Below are 18475 nucleotides of genomic sequence, written 5' to 3' on the forward strand. Positions count from 1 at the left end.
CCAGGGGGCCGTACGCTGGTCGGCAACTCGGGCAGGCTTTGCACCTGCCCGGAATTTGAACGAGTGGCCCCCTGGTCTTGCTCGACGCGGGACCCGAACTGGGGAGGTGGCTAAAGCCGTGGAGCCGACCGCCCCAGCCACAGAGGGTGTCTCCCACTTCATGCCCGCAGCCGCCGAGCGCGCCGCCGTGCGCGGCCAGCCGGGGCGCAGACAGGAGGCAGGCCGCGCCGCAGAGGCGGCGCGCGCCCGCGCCGTGCGCGGGCCTTGAACCAGTAGAGAAAGTTTGAATCACGCGCTCCTGGCACGCTGTTGATCTTGGTCGTTGCTCCTGCGCTGGAGGCCTGGCCCTCGTGGTGTAGAACCCTGGGTATGGGGAGTGTGCGGCGGGAGCGAATGAGTGCGCTTGGGGCGCGTCTTCGTGCTCTGCGGGCGGATGCCGGTCTGACGGGTGCTGTTCTGGCGCAGCGAGCCGGTGTTGGGCAACCGACTGTGTCCAAGGTCGAGACCGGGCGGATGGTACCCAGCACTGATGTACTCGACCGGCTCTCTCGGGCCCTCGGTCTAGATGAAGCGACCTCGGGTGAGGTGCGGGAGCTCCTGGCCGCTGTGGAGACGGCAGTTGACGAGGTCCTGCCGCCCGAAGCGAGTGTGCTCCCTGGCGTGGCATTGGATGATGCGATCCGCGGGGCCCGGCTCGTGCGGTCGTTTCAGTGCGTGGTTCTGCCGGCCATGCTTCAGAGTGCCGAGTACGCCCGTCACGTCTTCGCGAGTGCTCCCGATGCTGACCGCGAGTCTGTCGGCCGCGCCGTCGCCGCCCGGGTGGAGCGGCAGAGCGTTCTCTACGAGCCGGGACGTGAGTCCGTATTCGTCGTCACCGAGGGCGTGTTGCGGACCTGGCCCGGAACCCCGTCGCTCATGCTCGCCCAACTTGACCGTCTGCTCGCTGTCGAGAGCCTGACCACCGTGCGGCTCGGAGTGATCCCATGGGATCGGCCGGTACCGGTCATGCCCCGGCATGGCTTCACCCTGTGTGACCGGGGGGCCGTCGTGGTGGAGGCGTTTCGGGATGAGCGGGTCTCGCACGACCCGGATGAAGTCGCCTCGTACGAGGAAGTGTTCGGTTCCTTCGACCGCGCGGCCGTCTTCGGTGGTGAGGTGCGGGAACTGCTGTTGCGGGTGATGAAGGAGTTTCGCGGTCTGGCGGACGTCGTCACTCCATAGAGGAATAATTCCTATGGATGCCTTGGTTGTTGGTTCGCTCGGGGAATACTCTGCCTCTGTGCTGTCTAGCCCTCTAGACAAGGAGTCTTCCCATGTTCACCAAGTGGTGCCGCGCCTTCCCTGGGCTGCCGGATCAGGTAGCCGAAGCCCGTCACTTCGTCGCCGCCCTCCTCCAGGAACGGGGCGTTGCCGATGACGCGGTCCTGGTCGTGAGCGAACTGGCGACCAATGCCGTCCGGCACACCCTCAGCGGTTCGGCCGGCGGCTGGTTCCTGGTGGTCGTCGCCTTCAGGGCGGACGGCGTGCGACTCGAAGTGGTCGACCAGGGCGGCGACAACGTCCCCGAAATGTGCGACGTGGTCAGCCAAGACAACGGCGGTCGCGGCTTGTGGCTCGTCTCGGCCTGCGCAAAGGACTGGGGCGTGAAGGATGTCCCGAGCGGGCGCACCGTGTGGGCCGACCTGATTGGGGACGGCGCCTGATGGGAGTCGGCCTGGCTACCGCCATCCGCTGCCGCGTCGGTGGTAGCGGGTGAGCCCTCGGGGTGTACCTCGACGCAGATCCGGCTTCTACGTGATCGGCGCTCACTCGGGCCGCCTGCTTCCGCCTTTTCTGTCTAGGGGCCTAGACTTCGGAGGAATCCTAGGAGGTGAAGGCATGTCGGACGAGTTGCGACGGATCATGTCGATTGATGATCCGTACCTGCTCCTGCGTGAGGTCACGACCCGGTTGGCAGACGCTCAGCAGGAGGTGACAGAGCTGGCGCGGCTTCGTCGGCGGGTGGTTCAGGACCTTCATGCGCAAGGGCTCTCGTACGCGCAGATCGCTGAGAAGGCTGGTCTGAGCCGTGGCCGGATTCACCAGATCCGCCACACTGGCCCGGCGCCCGAAGGTGCCTTCTTCGGTGCGGGCGTCGTCACCGTGGTCACTCCGCTTCGGGCGGACGACGTGAAGAAGCGCACGGTCGTCGCCATGGACGACATGAACTCGGGCAAGCGTCTTGAGGACCTGGCGAAGTCGTACAGCCTCGATGTCGCCACCGGCAACGTGCTCGTGAGCGGCGAAGTCAACCTCAACCGAGACGGCCTGATCGTCGTCTGTGGGCCGGGCATGTCCGAGGACATGCGCGACCTGTACGCCCAGGACCCGGTACTCAGCTGGCAGCATGAGGACGGCGAGCCCTGGACGCTGCTGGACCGGCGCACTGGCATCATTCACCGCTCTGGGCAGGACGGTGATCCGGCTCGCCCGCACGACGTGGGATACCTCGGCCGGCTGCCCCGCCCGGACGGCAAGGGGTCGGTGCTCGCCATTGCCGGTATCCACACCCAAGGCTCCCTCGGCGCGGTCCAGTTGCTGGCATCGGATCTCAATGCCCTGTGGGGGCAGGTGGGGGAGCGCCGGTTCTCCACGCTGGTCGGAGTCGAGTACGACCCTGAGACCAGCGAGCCGCAGTCCGTAGAGCTGGTCTGCCCGCTGTACCTGCACGACGAGGAGACCGGGGCGTGAGAGTCGCCCTCGGCTCCCTCCCCTCCGAACCCGGCAAGGAGAGCGAGGATTTCGCCGCTCTCGCTCCCGGTGCTGCCGTCCTCCTCGACGGCGCCGGGGTGGCGGGGGCTGAGACCGGATGCGTGCACAGCATCGCGTGGTTCTCTGGGACCCTGGGCGCGCTGTTGCTGCGAGCCGTCACCGCGGATCCGCGCCGCCCCCTCGCCGACTGCTTGGCCGACTCCATCGCCGCGGTTCGAGCCCTGCATGGCGACAGCTGTGACCTGACCTATCGGGCCAGTCCGACCAGCACGGTCGTGGCGGTCCGGGCCGGTGGCAAGGAACTGGAGTACCTCGTCCTAGGCGACTCCTCCCTACTGCTCGACGGGAAGAGCGGGGGCTGCGCGGTCGTCACTGACCGCCGCCTGGACGAGGTCGGCAAGTCGCTTCGGGGCCCGGTCGACGCACATCCCACCGGCTCACCCGAGCACGCTGCCGCACTTGCCGAGTACCGCGACGCGCTGACCGGTCTACGTAACAGGCCGGGCGGCTTCTGGATCGCCGGCCCCGACCCCCGGGCGGCTGAGCACGCACTGACCGGGTCCGTGCCGCTCGACTCCCTCAACTCCGTGAGTCTCCTGAGCGACGGGGCCACGCGACTCGTGGACCGCTTCGAACTCGCCGACTGGGTAACGGTGTTGGACACCCTCAACACGTCAGGGCCGAACGAGTTGATCCGCATGGTCCGGGACGCTGAGGCCGGGGACCCGCATGGTCGGCGCTGGCCGCGTGGCAAGGCTCAGGATGATGCGACGGCCCTTCACTGGGTGCTGACGTAGGGCCGTTCGGGTCTGGCCGCAGCTCTCCTCGTATACCCCCCTAGACAGCTGATGGATCGTCGGGTTACTGTTGGCGTCAACCCCCCTAGACAGTTCGGGTGGGGCCTCCTCCTGCTGTCTAGGGGGGTATCCAGACCGGATGGGCGTCGAGAAAGGCGCCACCAACCAAGTGAGGTTCGAAGAATGCGTGTCATCCCCGTAGACACTTCCGCCGCGACGCTGCTGGTCACCAAGCTGCCCGAGACCAAGGTCAAGGACCGTCAGACTGGCGAGATCGCTATGGACCCGGTGACCAACGCCCGGCTCATGGTGCTGGAGCTGGTGTTCATCGCATCGGGTGGCTCCGACATGATCAAGGTGACGGTGCCGGAGCCGGGCATCGGTGAGGGTCTGGTCATGGGCGCCCCGGTCGTCCTGTCCGGCCTGGTGGCCCGGCCCTGGGAGAGCGAGTTCGGCGGCCGGGCCCGCCACGGCATCGCCTACCGGGCCGACGCCGTCATGGTCAACGTTCCGACCTCGGTGCAGGGCTGAGCACCATGACCGATTCCGTCTGGACTCTGATCCTGGCTCTGCTGGCGCTGGCCGCGCTGCTCGTCATGCGTCGACGGACGCCGGTCCTGTTCTGGTGGCTCGTCGGGTACCCGGTCATCGCCCTGCGCGTGCTCACCACCTACAGGGCGACCATGGACGCCTGTGGCCTGACGGTTCCGGCTTCGGCCGTCCGTCGGGCCACGGCCCGGATCATCGGGCGGGAAGCGGCCCCGGTGCCGCCCTGGCGGTCGCTGCCACGCCCGACCGGGTCCGGTCTCGTGATGCGACTGCGCATGGCGGCCGGGCAGGCACCCGAGGACTTCACCGCCTCGGCCGACCGGCTACGGCACGCCTGGGGCGCCCACGCCGTGCACATCCGCCCCACCAAGCCGGGACGGCTCGAACTGCGCCTGATCGGCTGGGACGTGCTCGCCGACGTACGCCCCGCGCGCCGCTGGCGGGGGAGTGGAGCGCTCACTCTCCCGCTGGCTCTGCGGGAAGACGGTCACTGGCACGTACGGGACTTCCGCACCGTGCCGCACGAACTGATTCTCGGCGCCACGCAGTCGGGCAAGTCCGTGTACCTGCGCAACCTGGTGTGCGGACTGGCCCGGCAACCCGTCGCCCTCGTCGGCATCGACTGCAAGTGGGGCGTCGAACTGGCGCCGTTCGCGCCCCGCCTGTCCGCCCTCGCCGACACCTCGGACCGTGCCAACGACATCCTTGACGCCCTCCTGGAGGAGATGGAGGCCCGATTCCGCCTCATCGGCCTGTCGAGCGTGGCCGGTCCGGACGCCGTGCTCACCTCCGACGTGTGGGGGCTGCCGGACGAGGTACGGCCGGTGCCGGTCGTGGTCGTCGTCGACGAGGTCGCGGAACTCTTCCTCGCCGCCAGTCGCGACGACGAGAAACGACGCGACGCCATGGTCACCAAGCTCATCCGCCTTGCCCAGCTCGGCCGCGCGGCCGGCATCTACCTGGAAGTCTGCGGGCAGCGCTTCGGCTCCGAACTCGGCAAGGGCGCCACGATGCTCCGCGCCCAGCTCACCGGCCGTGTCTGCCACCGCGTCAACGACGAGACCTCCGCCAATATGGCGCTCGCCGACATTGCCCCCGAAGCGGCCCTCGCCGCCACGTCCATTCCGGCCGTACGGCCCGGGGTCGCGGTCGTCGGCGACTCCTCCGGCGGCTGGTGCCGCGTCCGCTCACCCCACCTCACCCTCGACGAAGCGGCGGCCATCTGCCGCGACACCTCGGCCCTGGTCCCGGACCTGCCCCGGCTCGCCGCCTTCCGCCCCGCCCTCGCCTCGACGCCGGTCGAGTCGGCCCCGGCCGCAGCACCTGCCCCGCACACCACGCGCCCGGTCACCGAGTAGCGCACCTCCTCCTCCCACGGTCGGCGTGACCGCCTCACGCCAAGGTCCCTACCCCTCCCATGCCGAAAACAGGAAGGAAGACGAGCCGATGCGCGCCCAACTTGCCCGCCTGGACGCCGTGATCATCCAAGCCGTCATCGCGGGCGCCCTGTCCTTCTCCCACCTCCACGACCTCGCTGAAGCGGCCGGACAGGGCGGCTGGAAGGCATGGGCCTACCCGATCAGCGTTGACCTCCTGCTGGTCGCCGCCTGGCGTCGGATGCGCGAACAACAGCGGGCCGGACAGCCCTCCGGGGGCCCGCGGCTGTGGTTCCTTGTCGCCCTGGCAGCATCCCTTGGCGCCAACGTCGCCACCGCCGGGCTCCTCGACCTGGACCACGTACCCGCCTGGCTCCGCGTCGTGGTCGCGGGCTGGCCGGCCGTCGCCTTCTTCGGCGGAACCCTCCTCGCCCACGCACCACACCACCCCCAGGAAGCACCAGAGGTCCCGACCCCGTCGACGACCGGCCTGCACAACCAATCGACCACCGCCCCCGTCGCCGTCGACATGGCCGACCGGGACGCGCTCCCGGCATTGCCCACTGAGCCCGACCCCACCCCTCAGCCCACCACCGCCGAACCGGTGACCGATCTCGTCCCTGCTCCGGCCCCGGCGCCCGTGCCCGCCGTCGCGCTCCCTCCCGCTCTCGTCGACCGTGTCCGCGCCCTGGCCGATGAACACCACTCGGCCACCGGCCACCCGGCCGACCCCGACGCCGTACGCGCCCGACTCGGCCTGCCCCCGTCCATGACGGCATCCGTCGCCGCCCACCTCTGAGAAAGGGGAGACCGCCATGAACCGGCGCTTCCGCAACGTCCGCCGTATCGGCCCCGTGAACGTCGCCTCGTTCGTCGAGCGCGGCAAGAACCGCCACTTGGCCGCCTGCACCGCGCCCCGCTGCGACTTCTCCGCCGAGTACGACTCCCGCGCTGCCGCTGAACTCGCCGCCCGCACCCACCGCTGCTCGCCCTGACCTGACAGGAGATCAACCCCCATGGACGTACCGCTCTGGCTCGCCCTGCTCTGCGTCGGGGTCCTGGGCGTCAAGCTCATCCGCCCGCCCTGGTGGCTCATCGCCGTGCTGCTCCTCGGCGGCTACCTCATCGCAGACAGCCTGCTCGCCCCCGTCATCAACTCCCTCGTCAAGTAGCCACCGAAGGAGACCCGCCCATGTTCCAGCCGAAGATCCCGACCATGCCCCAGCCGACCGGCCTGGTCACCCCGCCCGCAGTCGTCGAGCCGGCCACCGTCACCCCCGCCGCCCATACCCCGCAGCTGGCTCCCGCCTCCGCTCCGGTCCTCTCCCGGCCCGCTGTCCAGCTCACTCCCGGGACCGCACTCGCCCTCGTCGGCGGCGGAACTGCCGTGGTCCTGGTCGTCGGCGCCGTCCTCGTCTCCATGCTCCTCGCCGTCGCCGTCACGGCCACCTCGACCGCGGTCTGCGCCGTCGTCATCCGCTCGCTCCTCACCCGTCACTGACTCAACGGCTCCACCTGCGCTCAGCCTGCCCACACTGTCTAGCCCCCTGGACGGTGTGGGTGGCGGGCGCGAAGTCCCTGATCCCTGGCAGGAGGAACCCGCACATGCACCCCCCGGCTCCCCTCGGAGCCATCCGCCACCTGACCACCCTCGCCCGACACGGCGACCTCGGCGCCTACGCCCGCCAGGTCCAGCGCCTCGGCGGCTGCGAGAGGCCCGTACGGATGGAGGGCCACCGGCTCGACGTCCACGCCGCAACGGGTGAGATCGTCCGCGAGATCGTTGATACCGACCTCCCGGCCGGTCAGCTCCTCATCCGCTGCAACAACCGCCGGGCCACCCGGTGCGCCACCTGCGCCGAGGTGTACCGCAAGGACACATTCCACCTCGTCACTGCCGGACTCAGCGGCGGCAAAGGCATCGGCCCAGCCGTCGCAGAACACCCGCGCGTCTTCGCCACCTTCACCGCCCCCTCCTTCGGCCCCGTCCACAACCGCCCCGGCGGCGGCCGGTGCCGCTGCGGACGACTCCACCCCGACGACGACCCCGCACTCGGCACACCCCTGGACCCCGACCGCTACGACTACCGTGCCGCCGTCCTCTGGAACGCCCACGCTGGCGCCCTCTGGGCCCGCTTCACCACCTACCTGCGCCAACAGCTCGCCGCCCGAGCCGGCCTCACCCGCTCGGAGCTCCGCGACAACCTCAAGGTCTCGTACGCCAAGGTCGCCGAGTACCAGCAACGCGGCGCTGTCCACTTCCACGCCGTCATCCGCCTCGACGGCCCCGAGGGCGCCGAAGACACCCCACCGTCCTGGGCAACGACCGAACTCCTCACCGACACAATCCGCACGTCGGCGCGCCTTGCCGAAGCTCCCGGCCCTGTCCTGGACGCACGCCCCTACACCTTCCGCTTCGGCAAACAGCTCGACGTCCGTCCTATCCGCTCGGCCGACTTCGCGGGCACTTCGGAACTCTCCAGCCGCGCCGTCGCCTCGTACATCGCGAAGTACGCCACCAAGGGCGCCGAGACGGCCGGCACCCTCGACCGCCCCATTCGCAACCCGATCACCGACCTGATCGGCTCCGGCGTCACCGACCACGCCCGACAGCTGATCCTCACCTGTTGGCACCTCGGCGCACGCCCGGAACTCGAAGAGCTGCGCCTGCGTAAGTGGGCTCACATGCTCGGCTTCCGCGGCCACTTCTCCACCAAGTCCCGCGCCTACTCCGTCACCCTCGGCGCCCTCCGCCAGGAACGCGCTGACCACAACGAAGCCCTCACCCGCGCACGCGCTGCCGAAGCAGGCCACCCTCTGCCCGACCCGGACACCGTGCTCGTCCTCTCGCACTGGCGCTTCGCCGGCACTGGCCTGACCGCTGCTGAGACCTGGTTCGCGACATCGCGTCGGCCCGACGCCACCCCCGACACGGAAGGAGACTCGGCATGGATCGCCGACGAGACGAACTGATGACTGTTCCGCAGATCCTCGCCGAACTGGGCGGAGTTTCCCGGCGCACCTTCTACCGCTGGCGTGAACTGGGACAGGCTCCGGAAGCGATCAAGCTCCCGAACGGTGAACTCCGCTTCTGGCGCAGTGACTTCACCGCGTGGCTTCACGGACTCGGGGAGGCGGCGTGAAGTCGCATGACGTGAAGGTGTGGGGCATCCGCAAGCGGCCGTACAAGACGCCGTCGTACGACGTGCGTTGGAAGGTCGGGGACGTCCCACCGTTCTCCGAGACCTTTCGGACCAAGGCGCTCGCCGACAACTTCCGCGCGAAGCTGCTCCGGGCTGCGCAAAAGGGCGAGGCCTTCGACACGGAAACCGGGCTGCCGGACTCCATGGCACCGGTCAAAGAGTCCCTCTCCTGGTACGACTTCGCGCGGGCGTACGTCGCCATGAAGTGGCCGCATGCTGCCCCGAACTCGCGTGACAGCCTGAACGAGACGATGACACTCGTCACGACTCAGCTCCTGGGAGATCGGCCCGGTCGTCCGGCCGACGATGTGTTGCGGCGTGCCCTGCGCGGCTGGGCCTTCGTCGTCCAGGCCCCGGACGAGGAAGCGCCGCCGGTGGACATCGCCAATGCCCTCCGCTGGGTCGCCAAGGCCTCGTTGCCACTGGCCACGCTCAAGAATGCGGCAGACATCCGCACCGTCCTCGACTCGCTCAAGCTCACGTTGTCCGGGGCCCCGGCCGCCGCTGAGACGGTGCGGCGCAAGCGAGCCGTCCTGTTCAACGCTCTGGCCTATGCGGTCGAGCTGGGGGAGCTCCCGGAGAACCCGGTCACGCTCGTGAAGTGGAAGCTGCCGAAGGTGACCAAGGAAGTAGACCGCCGAGTCGTGGTGAACCCGCGGCAGGCTGCTGAACTCCTTGGCGCTGTCTCGTACGTCGGTGGCTACCGTCGGGCTCGTGGGCGCCGCCTGGTCGCGCTTTTCGCCTGCATGTACTTCGGTGGGCTTCGGCCGGCGGAAGCGGTGGCGCTGCGTCGTCCGGACTGCACGCTGCCGGAAACCGGGTGGGGCTCATTGATCCTGGAGAAGAGCCGTCCCACCGTCGGCAAGCGTTGGACTGGCACGGGGGAGGTGCACGACAACCGAGGGCTCAAGAACCGGCCCGCGAACGAGACCCGCATTGTTCCGATTCCGCCCCGCCTCGTCCGCATCCTGCTCGCGCACATCGAGGAGTTCGGTACGGCCAAGGACGGCCGGCTGTTCGCCAATGAGCGCGGGGGAGTGGTCGCATCCACCACGTATTGGCGCGTCTGGGACGAGGCGCGGCACCTGGCGCTCACGCCGGAACAGGTGGCCTCGCCGCTGGCTGCCCGCCCGTACGACCTGCGGCACGCCGCTCTGTCGTCCTGGCTCAACGCTGGCGTAGACCCCACCGAGGTTGCGGAGCGTGCGGGCAACAGCGTCGAGGTGCTCTTGAGCCGTTACGCGAAGTGCCTCGACGGTCGGCAGGACGTCGCCAACCGTCGGATCGCCGAACTCCTTGGGGAGGACGACGGCCAGGAGGACGGGCCCGGCAACGGGACCTGATCCCGACACACCTCCGACACGTGCACCTGCGGCATGATGGCCCCTGGACTACGGTCCGGGGGCCTCGTCCTTTCCCGGGCCCCACCTGCGGGTTCCTGCCCTGCGGCCAGTCCACACATAGTCCACGGCGCCCGACATACGCCCGCTCCGAGCGGCACACGCCTGCACATACGCGAAGACCCCGGCCTCAGCGTTTCCGCTGGTGACGGGGTCTTTGGGCACCTCATGCAAGGTGCCCCCGGCAGGATTCGAACCTGCGCACACGGCTCCGGAGGCCGTTGCTCTATCCCCTGAGCTACGGGGGCGTGTCGGGCGCCTTGTTCGGCGGCGACGGGTAGAACCCTACCAGCTCTCCGAGGGAGATCATGAACGGGTTTTGCGGGGTGTCAGGGCGGGGTTGAGCTTGGGGGAGACCGCCCGCAGAGGGTGGAAGTGGGGAAAACCCGGACGCGGTGGTGGGAGCGGACCTACTCTCGAGTTGTGCCAGGCGCGTCCGGCCGGGTGCTTGTTGTGGACGACAACAAGGTCATCCGGCAGCTGATCAGGGTCAACCTCGAGCTGGAGGGCTTCGAGGTGGTGACCGCGGCCGATGGTGCCGAGTGCCTGGACGTCGTTCACCAGGTGCGGCCCGACCTAATCACCCTCGACGTCGTGATGCCACGGCTCGACGGTCTCCGTACCGCCGCCCGGCTCCGCGGCGACCCCCTGACGCGGCGTCTCCCGCTCGCCATCGTCAGTGCCTGTAACCAGTACGAGGTCGAGGCCGGGCTCGACGTCGGCGTCGACGCGTTCCTCGCCAAGCCCTTCGAGCCGAGCGAACTCGTCGCTCTCGTACGGCGGTTGGTGGAGCGAGCGCATGCCGGGGGCGACGGTGCCGCGGCGTACGGGAGCGGAGTCGACGGCCCCGCTCCCGCCGGCGCCCCGGCCGGAGGGACCGGCAGCGGGAGTGATCACACCGAGTGTGCGGAGCGGGCGGGCCGTACCGGAAGCTGATCTCGGGCCCGGAAGCGGCGCCGCGAGGGCCCGGCCGGGCGCACCGGGGATGATCATGGCCGCCGTCCTGCCGTGTGCGGCCCTTGCCCAGAGGTTTCAGCACCCGGAGTCCGGCCCGGGGGAGTCCGGCCCCGAAGCTCGCCGGAACACGCGGCTCCGGCCTGGCCCCACGATGCAGACCGGCTCGCCCTGCACACACGGCCCGAAGGGCCCTCGGTCGCCCGTGCGGATGCCTCGCCCATACGGACGCCGGTCCACCCCGGCGCCCCGCCGACCCCCGCCCCGCAGACCCTCGCCCCTCCACATACCCCGGCCCCCTGCCGACTCCCGCCCCTCCACATACCCCGGCCCCCTGTCGGCCCCCACCACCCCCCACATCTCGTCCACATCCCGGACCCCGGGGTAAACCGGCTCGCATACCCACCCCCCTCCTCCCCTACGCTTGTCCCCGTGACCCCCGTCGAGCTCTCCCGCACCGTGCTGCGCGCGGTGCGTCGTGCTGTGGACGAGGGGGAGCTGAGCGTGCCGGTGCCCGCACGGGCCGTGGTCACGCCGCCGGGGCCCGGGGGCAGCGGGGACTACGCGACGAACATCGCCCTGCAATTGGCCCGGCCCGCCGGACGACCGCCCCTGCAGGTCGCCGAGATACTGCGGCCCCATCTCAGCCGCACCGAGGGCGTCGTCGCCGTCGAGATCACCGGCCCCGGCTTCCTCAACATCCACCTCGACCGGGCGGCCGTCACCGCCCTGGTACGCCGGATCCAGGGAGCCCAGGGAGCCCAGGGAGCCCAGGGAGCCCAGGGAGCCCAGGGAGCCCAGGGAGCCGCGGACGGCCAGGGCCCCGATCCCCTCCCGTACGGCCACAGCGACACCCTCGCCGGGCAGGTCGTCCGGCTGCGGATCCCGTACGACATCCGAGCCGAGGTCGTCGCGGACGCGCTCGTCCGGATCGTCGCCAGCCAGGGAGGCCGCGTCGAGGTCGAGCACGCCCGGCCCCGGCCCCGACCCCGGCCCTCCGACGAGCCCGGCGCCCCCGGTCGGCCCGGCAAGGTCGCCGAACCCGATCGGCCCGGTGCCCCGGACGAGGCCACCACCGACGTACCCGTCGACCTGCGCCCCGTCCCCGCCCCGGAAGACCCCACCCCCCTCGGTCCGGACGCCCTCCGCTGGGCCCTCCTGCACCCGGCCGCGCACGACCGTCCCCGGATCACCGCGGACCTCCTGGTGCAGCGGGCCGGCAACCCCCTCTTCCGGGTCCGTTACGCCCATGCCCGAGCCCGCGCGCTCACCCGCAACGCCGCGGCCCTCGGCTTCACCGGCACCCCGGTGACCCCGAACCCACTTCCCGCGCCCCTCACCACCCCCGACGTGACAACCCCTCTCGTCACCGCCCTCACCGAATACCCCTCCGCCCTCGCCCGAGCGGCCACGCACCGCGCTCCCGACCGTCTCGCCCGGCACCTGGTCGTCCTCGCCGACGCCCTGCTCGCTTTCCAGCACACGGTGCTGCCGCGCGGCGACGAGAAACCCTCGGCCGCCCACCGGGCCCGGCTGGCACTTGCCGAAGCCGCCGGGACGGTGCTGGCCGGCGGCCTGTCCCTGCTCGGCATCGACGCACCCGCATACCTCTGAGCGAGCCCGCGGAGCCCAAGGAGCAGACAGCGAAGAGCGGAAGCCGACCCCCGTCGGCCGGAGCCGACACCCGACACCCGACACAACGTCAGCCGTCACCCGTCAGCCGGAGCCCCAAGCCTCCAAGCTCGAAGCCCCGAAGCACCGAAGCCCCCTCCAAGCCCCCGCGCGCAAAGCCCGGAGTCCACAGAAAGCCGTACAGACATGAGCCGTTCCGCACACCCCGCCGGGCCCCGTCACGCCGACGTGTTTCCCGAGGGGCACTACGCCGCCCCGCCCGCCGACCTGAACACGCTGGACCCGAAGGTGTGGGCGCAGACCGTCACCCGCACGGACGACGGAGTCGTCAGTGTCGGCGGGATCGATGTGAAGGCGCTCGCGGAGGAGTTCGGCACGCCGGCGTACTTCGTCGACGAGGCCGACTTCCGGGCCCGGGCGCGTGCCTGGCGCACGGCGTTCGGGCAGGACGCCGACGTGTTCTACGCGGGCAAGGCGTTCCTGTCTCGGGCCATCGTGCGCTGGCTGCACGAGGAGGGGCTCAACCTCGACGTCTGCTCCGGCGGCGAGCTCGCGACCGCCCTCTCCGCCGGTATGCCCGCCGACCGCATCGCCTTCCACGGCAACAACAAGTCCACCGACGAGATCCACCGAGCCATCGAGGCCGGTGTCGGCCGTATCGTGCTCGACTCCTTCCAGGAGATCGTGCGGGTCGCGCACATCGCGCAGTCGCTCGGCAGGCGGCAGAAGGTGCAGATCCGCGTCACCGTCGGCGTCGAGGCCCACACGCACGAGTTCATCGCCACCGCCCACGAGGACCAGAAGTTCGGGATCCCGCTCGCCGGCGGGCAGGCCGCGGAGGCCGTGCGGCGGGCCCTCAAGCTCGACGGGCTCGAACTCATCGGAATCCACTCCCACATCGGGTCGCAGATCTTCGACACCTCCGGCTTCGAGGTCGCCGCCCACCGTGTCGTCGGACTGCTCAAGGACATCCGTGACGAGCACGGTGTCGAACTGCCCGAGATCGACCTCGGCGGCGGTCTCGGTATCGCCTACACCAGCGACGACGACCCCCGTGAGCCGCACGAGATCGCCAAGGCGCTGACCGAGATCGTCAACCGTGAGTGTGACGCCGCCAGGCTCCGCGCTCCTCGTATCTCCGTCGAGCCGGGCCGCGCCATCGTCGGCCCCACCGCCTTCACGCTCTACGAGGTCGGCACCGTCAAGCCGTTGGACGGGCTGCGCACTTACGTGTCCGTGGACGGGGGGATGTCCGACAACATCCGGACCGCGTTGTACGACGCCGAGTACAGCGTCGCGCTGGTGTCCCGGACCTCCGACGCCGAGCCGATGCTCGCGCGGGTGGTCGGCAAGCACTGCGAGAGTGGTGACATCGTGGTGAAGGACGCGTTTCTGCCGGCGGACCTGGCACCGGGTGACCTGATCGCCGTACCGGCGACCGGCGCGTACTGCCGTTCCATGGCGAGCAACTACAACCACGTACTGCGGCCGCCGGTCGTCGCCGTCAAGGAGGGAGAGGCCCGTGTCATCGTCCGCCGGGAGACGGAGGAGGATCTTCTCCGTCTCGACGTCGGATGACCCGACCGGTGATCCGTCGATGACCTGACCCGCGGTCCATGGACTGCGTGACGGGTGGTCCATGGATGACGTGACGGGTGATCCGCGCGCAAAAGAAATTCCGGGCCGAAAGATCTCCGTCTTCCGGCCCGGTGGAAATGAAATAGATGTCTCACGATCCGGACGAGGGATAGAAACCCCCGTCCGGTGAGTGAGACTGGTCCCACCGTATTCGGTATGTGAGGAAACGAGGTCGGATGATGCGTACGCGTCCGCTGAAGGTGGCGCTGCTGGGCTGTGGGGTCGTCGGCTCAGAGGTGGCGCGCATCATGACGACGCACGCCGACGATCTCGCCGCGCGCATCGGCGCCCCGGTCGAGCTCGCGGGTGTGGCGGTCCGGCGGCCCTCCCGGGTGCGTGAGGGCATCGACCCGGCGCTCGTCACCACCGACGCGACCGCCCTGGTCAAACGGGGGGACATCGACGTCGTCGTCGAGGTCATCGGCGGTATCGAGCCCGCCCGCTCCCTCATCACCACCGCGTTCGAGTACGGCGCCTCCGTCGTCTCCGCCAACAAGGCCCTCCTCGCCCAGGAGGGCGCCGCGCTGCACGCCGCCGCCGGGGACCACGACGCGGACCTCTACTACGAGGCCGCCGTCGCCGGCGCCATCCCCCTGATCCGGCCGCTGCGCGAGTCCCTCGCCGGCGACAAGATCAACCGGGTGATGGGCATCGTCAACGGCACCACCAATTTCATCCTCGACAAGATGGATTCCACGGGCGCCGGATATCAGGAGGCCCTCGACGAGGCCACCGCCCTGGGATACGCCGAGGCCGATCCGACCGCCGATGTCGAGGGCTTCGACGCCGCCGCCAAGGCCGCGATCCTCGCCGGTATCGCCTTCCACTCGCGGGTACGTCTCGACGACGTGTACCGCGAGGGCATGACCGAGGTGACGGCGGCCGACTTCGCCTCCGCCAGGAACATGGGCTGCACCATCAAGCTGCTCGCCATCTGCGAGCGGGCCGCGGACGGCGGCTCCGTCACCGCGCGCGTGCACCCCGCGATGATCCCGCTGACCCACCCGCTCGCCTCCGTACGCGGCGCCTACAACGCCGTGTTCGTGGAGTCGGACGCCGCCGGGCAGCTGATGTTCTACGGTCCGGGCGCGGGCGGTGCCCCCACCGCCTCCGCGGTGCTCGGCGACCTCGTCGCCGTGTGCCGCAACCGGCTCGCGGGCGCCACCGGGCCCGGCGAGTCCGCGTACGCCGCCCTGCCGGTCTCGCCGATGGGCGAGGTCGTCACGCGCTACCACATCAGCCTTGACGTCGCCGACAAACCGGGAGTTCTCGCCCAGGTGGCGACCGTGTTCGCGGAGCACGGTGTGTCGATCGATACGGTTCGGCAGACGGGCAAGGACGGCGAGGCCTCTCTCGTCGTCGTCACCCACCGCGCCTCCGACGCCTCCCTCACCGGGACCGTCGAGGCGCTGCGCAACCTCGACACCGTGCGGGGTGTCGCCAGCATCATGCGGGTTGAAGGAGAGTAACCAGCAATGACCCACCAATGGCGCGGAATCATCGAGGAGTACCGGGACCGGCTGCCCGTCTCCGACACCACGCCGGTCGTGACGCTCCGCGAGGGCGGCACGCCCCTCGTACCCGCGCAGGTGCTCTCCGAGCGCACGGGCTGCGAGGTCCACCTCAAGGTGGAGGGCGCCAACCCGACCGGATCCTTCAAGGACCGCGGTATGACCATGGCCATCTCGCGCGCGAAGGAAGAGGGCGCGAAGGCAGTCATCTGTGCCTCCACGGGCAACACCTCTGCCTCCGCGGCCGCCTACGCCGTCCGTGCGGGCATGGTCTCGGCCGTGCTCGTCCCGCGCGGCAAGATCGCGCTGGGCAAGATGGGCCAGGCCCTGGTGCACGGCGCGAAGATCCTCCAGGTCGACGGCAACTTCGACGACTGCCTCACCCTCGCGCGTGAACTGAGCGACAACTACCCGGTGGCGCTGGTGAATTCAGTGAACCCGGTACGCATCGAGGGCCAGAAGACCGCCGCCTTCGAGATCGTGGACATGCTCGGCGACGCCCCCGACATCCACGTCCTGCCGGTGGGCAACGCGGGCAACATCACGGCGTACTGGAAGGGCTACAAGGAGTACGCCGCCGACGGCATCGCCGCGAAGACCCCCCGGATGTGGGGCTTCCAGGCCTCCGGCTCCGCCCCGATCGTGCGCGGCGAGGTCGTCAAGGACCCGTCGACGATCGCCACCGCGATCCGTATCGGCAACCCCGCGTCCTGGCAGTACGCCCTGGCCGCGCGGGACGAGTCGGGCGGCTTCATCGACGAGGTGACGGACCGTGAGATCCTGCGCGCCTACCGGCTGTTGGCCGCTCAGGAGGGTGTCTTCGTGGAGCCCGCCTCCGCCGCCTCCGTGGCCGGTCTGCTGAAGGCCGCAGAGGCCGGCAAGGTCGACCCGGGCCAGACCATCGTCTGCACGGTCACCGGCAACGGCCTCAAGGACCCCGACTGGGCCGTCGCGGGCGCCCCGCAGCCCGTCACGGTCCCGGTGGACGCGGCGACGGCGGCCGAGCGCCTCGGCCTCGCGTAAGCTCTCGCCCAGCCGTTCGAAAAGACCTGGGAGTCGCGCGTAGACGCCGGTTCTCGGGGGATAACCCTGACAGCACCCGACAGGGGGTGCACAGGGGGCTTACGACACGCATCGTGCGCCTCCTGTGCGCCCTATGTCGCCACAGAACCTTCCTTCGATAGGCTGTAGTGAACCCGCCCGCCGCATATGCCCCGCAAGGGTGCGGCGCCGCGCCGTCCTGAGCGGCCGCTGGGTCCTCACATACGCATCACTTACGTATCGAATGTCATTCGACACTCGTCAGTCCCGCAGCTCAAGGAGAGTCATCGAGCGATGGCCGGTCCAGCGTTCCGCGCCGCCGCCGTACGGGTGCGCGTCCCCGCCACCAGCGCCAACCTCGGTCCGGGCTTCGACGCCCTGGGCCTGTCGCTGGGGCTCTACGACGACGTGGTCGTCCGGGTGGCCGACTCCGGACTGCACGTCGACATCGCGGGGGAGGGCAGCGAGACCCTCCCGCGCGACGAGCGGCACCTGCTCGTCCGCTCTCTGCGCACCGCCTTCGACCTGCTGGGCGGACAGCCCCGCGGCCTCGAGATCGTGTGCGCCAACCGCATTCCGCACGGCCGCGGCCTCGGCTCCTCCTCCGCCGCCATCTGCGCCGGCATCGTCGCCGCCCGCGCCGTGACCATAGGCGGCGACAACCGGCTCGACGACGCCGCGCTGCTCGAACTGGCCACGGAGATCGAGGGCCACCCCGACAACGTCGCGGCCTGCCTTCTCGGCGGTTTCACGCTCTCCTGGATGGAGGGCGGCGCCGCGCGCGCGATCAGGATGGATCCCGCGGATTCCATCGTTCCGGTGGTTTTCGTCCCCGGAAAGCCGGTTCTCACGGAGACGGCGCGCGGACTGCTTCCGCGCAACGTCCCGCACGTCGACGCAGCCACCAACGCGGGCCGGGCGGCCCTCCTCGTGGAAGCCCTGACCAGGCGCCCCGAGCTGCTGCTGCCCGCCACCGAGGACCGGCTGCACCAGGAGTACCGGGCGCCCGCCATGCCGGAGAGCACGGCCCTGGTCGAGCGGCTGCGGGCCGACGGCGTCCCGGCAGTCATCTCCGGCGCCGGACCCACGGTCCTGGCCCTGGTCGACGAGGCCAGTGCCGACAAGGTGGCCGATCTCGCGGGTGCGGGCTGGGCCGCCAACCGGCTGGACCTCGACGCCCGAGGGGCGTGCGTCCTGCCGCTCACCACCGCCGTCACCGAAGTCGGCGCCGTCAGCGGCGACGAGTAGGGGCGTTCGGTTGCCGGATTTCGAGAGGGGGAATGTTTGTTGGATCCGGTAGTGTTAACCTCAAGTCTGCACCTGCCCCAGCCATGGCGAGGTGCTTATCGTCCCCGTCAGGGACAACCATTCTTCCGGGAGTCTCCCCAGCCGCACTGTGCTTCGTACGTCAAGCTGTACGCCGTACGCAGGCACTGAGCGGTCTGCCGAGCAGGCCCCGGAACAGGCGTGGCCGAGCCGCGTGACACAGACACTCAGTGCCACGGCCCGGATAGCGCCGAATCACCAGAAATTTCCTCCGCCGCCTCTTTGGCGGACCACCGCCCCGGCACGGTCCACCCGAACAGGGCCGAAGCCGGACAGCACAAACGGTCGCCGAGCCAG

19 protein-coding genes and 1 tRNA gene are annotated in these 18475 nt (G+C 70.0%); 19 read left to right on the forward strand and 1 reads right to left on the reverse strand.

Going from position 1 to position 18475, the window contains the following annotated elements; translation table 11 throughout:
• Positions 1-369: 369 nt before the first annotated feature.
• From OG202_RS33215 to OG202_RS33275, 13 genes are all read left to right on the forward strand, one after another.
• Positions 370-1221, forward strand: a complete 852-nt coding sequence (locus OG202_RS33215; RefSeq protein WP_328224019.1) for a helix-turn-helix domain-containing protein — start codon at positions 370-372, stop codon at positions 1219-1221.
• A 92-nt stretch (positions 1222-1313) separates the two neighbouring features.
• Positions 1314-1703: an ATP-binding protein gene (locus OG202_RS33220; protein ID WP_097249367.1), complete on the forward strand. Its 390-nt coding sequence runs from the start codon at positions 1314-1316 to the stop codon at positions 1701-1703.
• Positions 1704-1878: 175 nt separating this feature from the next.
• A complete protein-coding gene (locus OG202_RS33225) occupies positions 1879-2730 on the forward strand; it encodes a sigma factor-like helix-turn-helix DNA-binding protein (protein ID WP_328224020.1) in 852 nt (283 codons plus the stop codon).
• Positions 2727-3548 carry an integrase gene (locus tag OG202_RS33230; RefSeq protein WP_328224021.1) on the forward strand — a complete coding sequence of 274 codons (822 nt, stop codon included), beginning with the start codon at positions 2727-2729 and terminating at the stop codon, positions 3546-3548. The genes OG202_RS33225 and OG202_RS33230 overlap by 4 nt, the downstream gene beginning before the upstream one ends.
• Positions 3549-3731: 183 nt before the next feature.
• Positions 3732-4079: an SCO3933 family regulatory protein gene (locus tag OG202_RS33235; RefSeq protein WP_046703005.1), complete on the forward strand. Its 348-nt coding sequence runs from the start codon at positions 3732-3734 to the stop codon at positions 4077-4079.
• A gap of 5 nt (positions 4080-4084) precedes the next feature.
• The gene (locus OG202_RS33240) at positions 4085-5455 is read left to right on the forward strand and encodes an FtsK/SpoIIIE domain-containing protein (protein WP_328224023.1); all 1371 of its coding nucleotides are present in this window, start codon (positions 4085-4087) and stop codon (positions 5453-5455) included.
• 88 nt (positions 5456-5543) lie between these two features.
• Positions 5544-6272 (forward strand): DUF2637 domain-containing protein, encoded by a 729-nt coding sequence (locus tag OG202_RS33245; protein WP_328224024.1) that lies wholly within the window; start codon positions 5544-5546, stop codon positions 6270-6272.
• A 16-nt stretch (positions 6273-6288) separates the two neighbouring features.
• Positions 6289-6468: a mobile element transfer protein gene (locus tag OG202_RS33250; RefSeq protein WP_037728579.1), complete on the forward strand. Its 180-nt coding sequence runs from the start codon at positions 6289-6291 to the stop codon at positions 6466-6468.
• Between the two features lie 21 nt (positions 6469-6489).
• Positions 6490-6645 (forward strand): hypothetical protein, encoded by a 156-nt coding sequence (locus OG202_RS33255; RefSeq protein WP_097249362.1) that lies wholly within the window; start codon positions 6490-6492, stop codon positions 6643-6645.
• A gap of 20 nt (positions 6646-6665) precedes the next feature.
• Positions 6666-6974, forward strand: a complete 309-nt coding sequence (locus tag OG202_RS33260) for a SpdD-like protein (RefSeq protein WP_328224025.1) — start codon at positions 6666-6668, stop codon at positions 6972-6974.
• A gap of 104 nt (positions 6975-7078) precedes the next feature.
• Positions 7079-8446 carry a replication initiator gene (locus OG202_RS33265; protein WP_328224026.1) on the forward strand — a complete coding sequence of 456 codons (1368 nt, stop codon included), beginning with the start codon at positions 7079-7081 and terminating at the stop codon, positions 8444-8446.
• Positions 8422-8616, forward strand: coding sequence for a helix-turn-helix transcriptional regulator (locus OG202_RS33270; RefSeq protein ID WP_328224027.1), 195 nt, complete (start codon positions 8422-8424; stop codon positions 8614-8616). The genes OG202_RS33265 and OG202_RS33270 overlap by 25 nt, the downstream gene beginning before the upstream one ends.
• Entirely contained in the window at positions 8613-10019 is a 1407-nt protein-coding gene (locus OG202_RS33275; protein ID WP_328224028.1) for a tyrosine-type recombinase/integrase, read from the forward strand. The genes OG202_RS33270 and OG202_RS33275 overlap by 4 nt, the downstream gene beginning before the upstream one ends.
• Before the next feature lie 233 nt (positions 10020-10252).
• On the opposite strand, the gene OG202_RS33280 is transcribed toward OG202_RS33275, so the two are convergent.
• A tRNA-Arg gene (locus OG202_RS33280) sits at positions 10253-10324 on the reverse strand.
• Between the two features lie 175 nt (positions 10325-10499).
• On the opposite strand from OG202_RS33280, the gene OG202_RS33285 reads away from it, so the two are divergent.
• From OG202_RS33285 to thrB, 6 genes are all read left to right on the forward strand, one after another.
• On the forward strand, positions 10500-11012 hold the full coding sequence (locus tag OG202_RS33285) for a response regulator (protein WP_327727800.1): 513 nt from the start codon (positions 10500-10502) through the stop codon (positions 11010-11012).
• A 450-nt stretch (positions 11013-11462) separates the two neighbouring features.
• The gene (gene nrtL / locus OG202_RS33290; RefSeq protein WP_328224029.1) at positions 11463-12644 is read left to right on the forward strand and encodes an ArgS-related anticodon-binding protein NrtL; all 1182 of its coding nucleotides are present in this window, start codon (positions 11463-11465) and stop codon (positions 12642-12644) included.
• Between the two features lie 204 nt (positions 12645-12848).
• Positions 12849-14240: a diaminopimelate decarboxylase gene (gene lysA, locus OG202_RS33295; RefSeq protein WP_326577444.1), complete on the forward strand. Its 1392-nt coding sequence runs from the start codon at positions 12849-12851 to the stop codon at positions 14238-14240.
• A gap of 236 nt (positions 14241-14476) precedes the next feature.
• Complete coding sequence (locus OG202_RS33300) at positions 14477-15769, forward strand: homoserine dehydrogenase (protein ID WP_326577442.1); 1293 nt, start codon at positions 14477-14479, stop codon at positions 15767-15769.
• 6 nt (positions 15770-15775) lie between these two features.
• The gene (gene thrC / locus OG202_RS33305) at positions 15776-16834 is read left to right on the forward strand and encodes a threonine synthase (protein WP_327727798.1); all 1059 of its coding nucleotides are present in this window, start codon (positions 15776-15778) and stop codon (positions 16832-16834) included.
• Between the two features lie 312 nt (positions 16835-17146).
• Positions 17147-18100, forward strand: a complete 954-nt coding sequence (gene thrB, locus OG202_RS33310) for a homoserine kinase (RefSeq protein ID WP_327727797.1) — start codon at positions 17147-17149, stop codon at positions 18098-18100.
• The last annotated feature ends 375 nt before the right edge of the window (positions 18101-18475 follow it).

It is taken from the genome of Streptomyces sp. NBC_00310 (genome assembly GCF_036208085.1).
Classification (GTDB): Bacteria; Actinomycetota; Actinomycetes; order Streptomycetales; family Streptomycetaceae; genus Streptomyces.

What these genes read in the sequence shown, in the direction of transcription:
- thrB (WP_327727797.1), top strand. Translation starts at nt 17,147, where the DNA reads ATGGCCGGTCCAGCGTTCCGCGCCGCCGCCGTACGGGTGCGCGTCCCC.
- OG202_RS33225 (WP_328224020.1), top strand. Translation starts at nt 1,879, where the DNA reads ATGTCGGACGAGTTGCGACGGATCATGTCGATTGATGATCCGTACCTG.
- OG202_RS33240 (WP_328224023.1), top strand. Translation starts at nt 4,085, where the DNA reads ATGACCGATTCCGTCTGGACTCTGATCCTGGCTCTGCTGGCGCTGGCC.
- OG202_RS33260 (WP_328224025.1), top strand. Translation starts at nt 6,666, where the DNA reads ATGTTCCAGCCGAAGATCCCGACCATGCCCCAGCCGACCGGCCTGGTC.
- OG202_RS33300 (WP_326577442.1), top strand. Translation starts at nt 14,477, where the DNA reads ATGATGCGTACGCGTCCGCTGAAGGTGGCGCTGCTGGGCTGTGGGGTC.
- OG202_RS33255 (WP_097249362.1), top strand. Translation starts at nt 6,490, where the DNA reads ATGGACGTACCGCTCTGGCTCGCCCTGCTCTGCGTCGGGGTCCTGGGC.
- lysA (WP_326577444.1), top strand. Translation starts at nt 12,849, where the DNA reads ATGAGCCGTTCCGCACACCCCGCCGGGCCCCGTCACGCCGACGTGTTT.
- OG202_RS33235 (WP_046703005.1), top strand. Translation starts at nt 3,732, where the DNA reads ATGCGTGTCATCCCCGTAGACACTTCCGCCGCGACGCTGCTGGTCACC.
- OG202_RS33215 (WP_328224019.1), top strand. Translation starts at nt 370, where the DNA reads ATGGGGAGTGTGCGGCGGGAGCGAATGAGTGCGCTTGGGGCGCGTCTT.
- OG202_RS33250 (WP_037728579.1), top strand. Translation starts at nt 6,289, where the DNA reads ATGAACCGGCGCTTCCGCAACGTCCGCCGTATCGGCCCCGTGAACGTC.
- OG202_RS33220 (WP_097249367.1), top strand. Translation starts at nt 1,314, where the DNA reads ATGTTCACCAAGTGGTGCCGCGCCTTCCCTGGGCTGCCGGATCAGGTA.
- OG202_RS33265 (WP_328224026.1), top strand. Translation starts at nt 7,079, where the DNA reads ATGCACCCCCCGGCTCCCCTCGGAGCCATCCGCCACCTGACCACCCTC.
- OG202_RS33245 (WP_328224024.1), top strand. Translation starts at nt 5,544, where the DNA reads ATGCGCGCCCAACTTGCCCGCCTGGACGCCGTGATCATCCAAGCCGTC.
- OG202_RS33270 (WP_328224027.1), top strand. Translation starts at nt 8,422, where the DNA reads ATGGATCGCCGACGAGACGAACTGATGACTGTTCCGCAGATCCTCGCC.
- thrC (WP_327727798.1), top strand. Translation starts at nt 15,776, where the DNA reads ATGACCCACCAATGGCGCGGAATCATCGAGGAGTACCGGGACCGGCTG.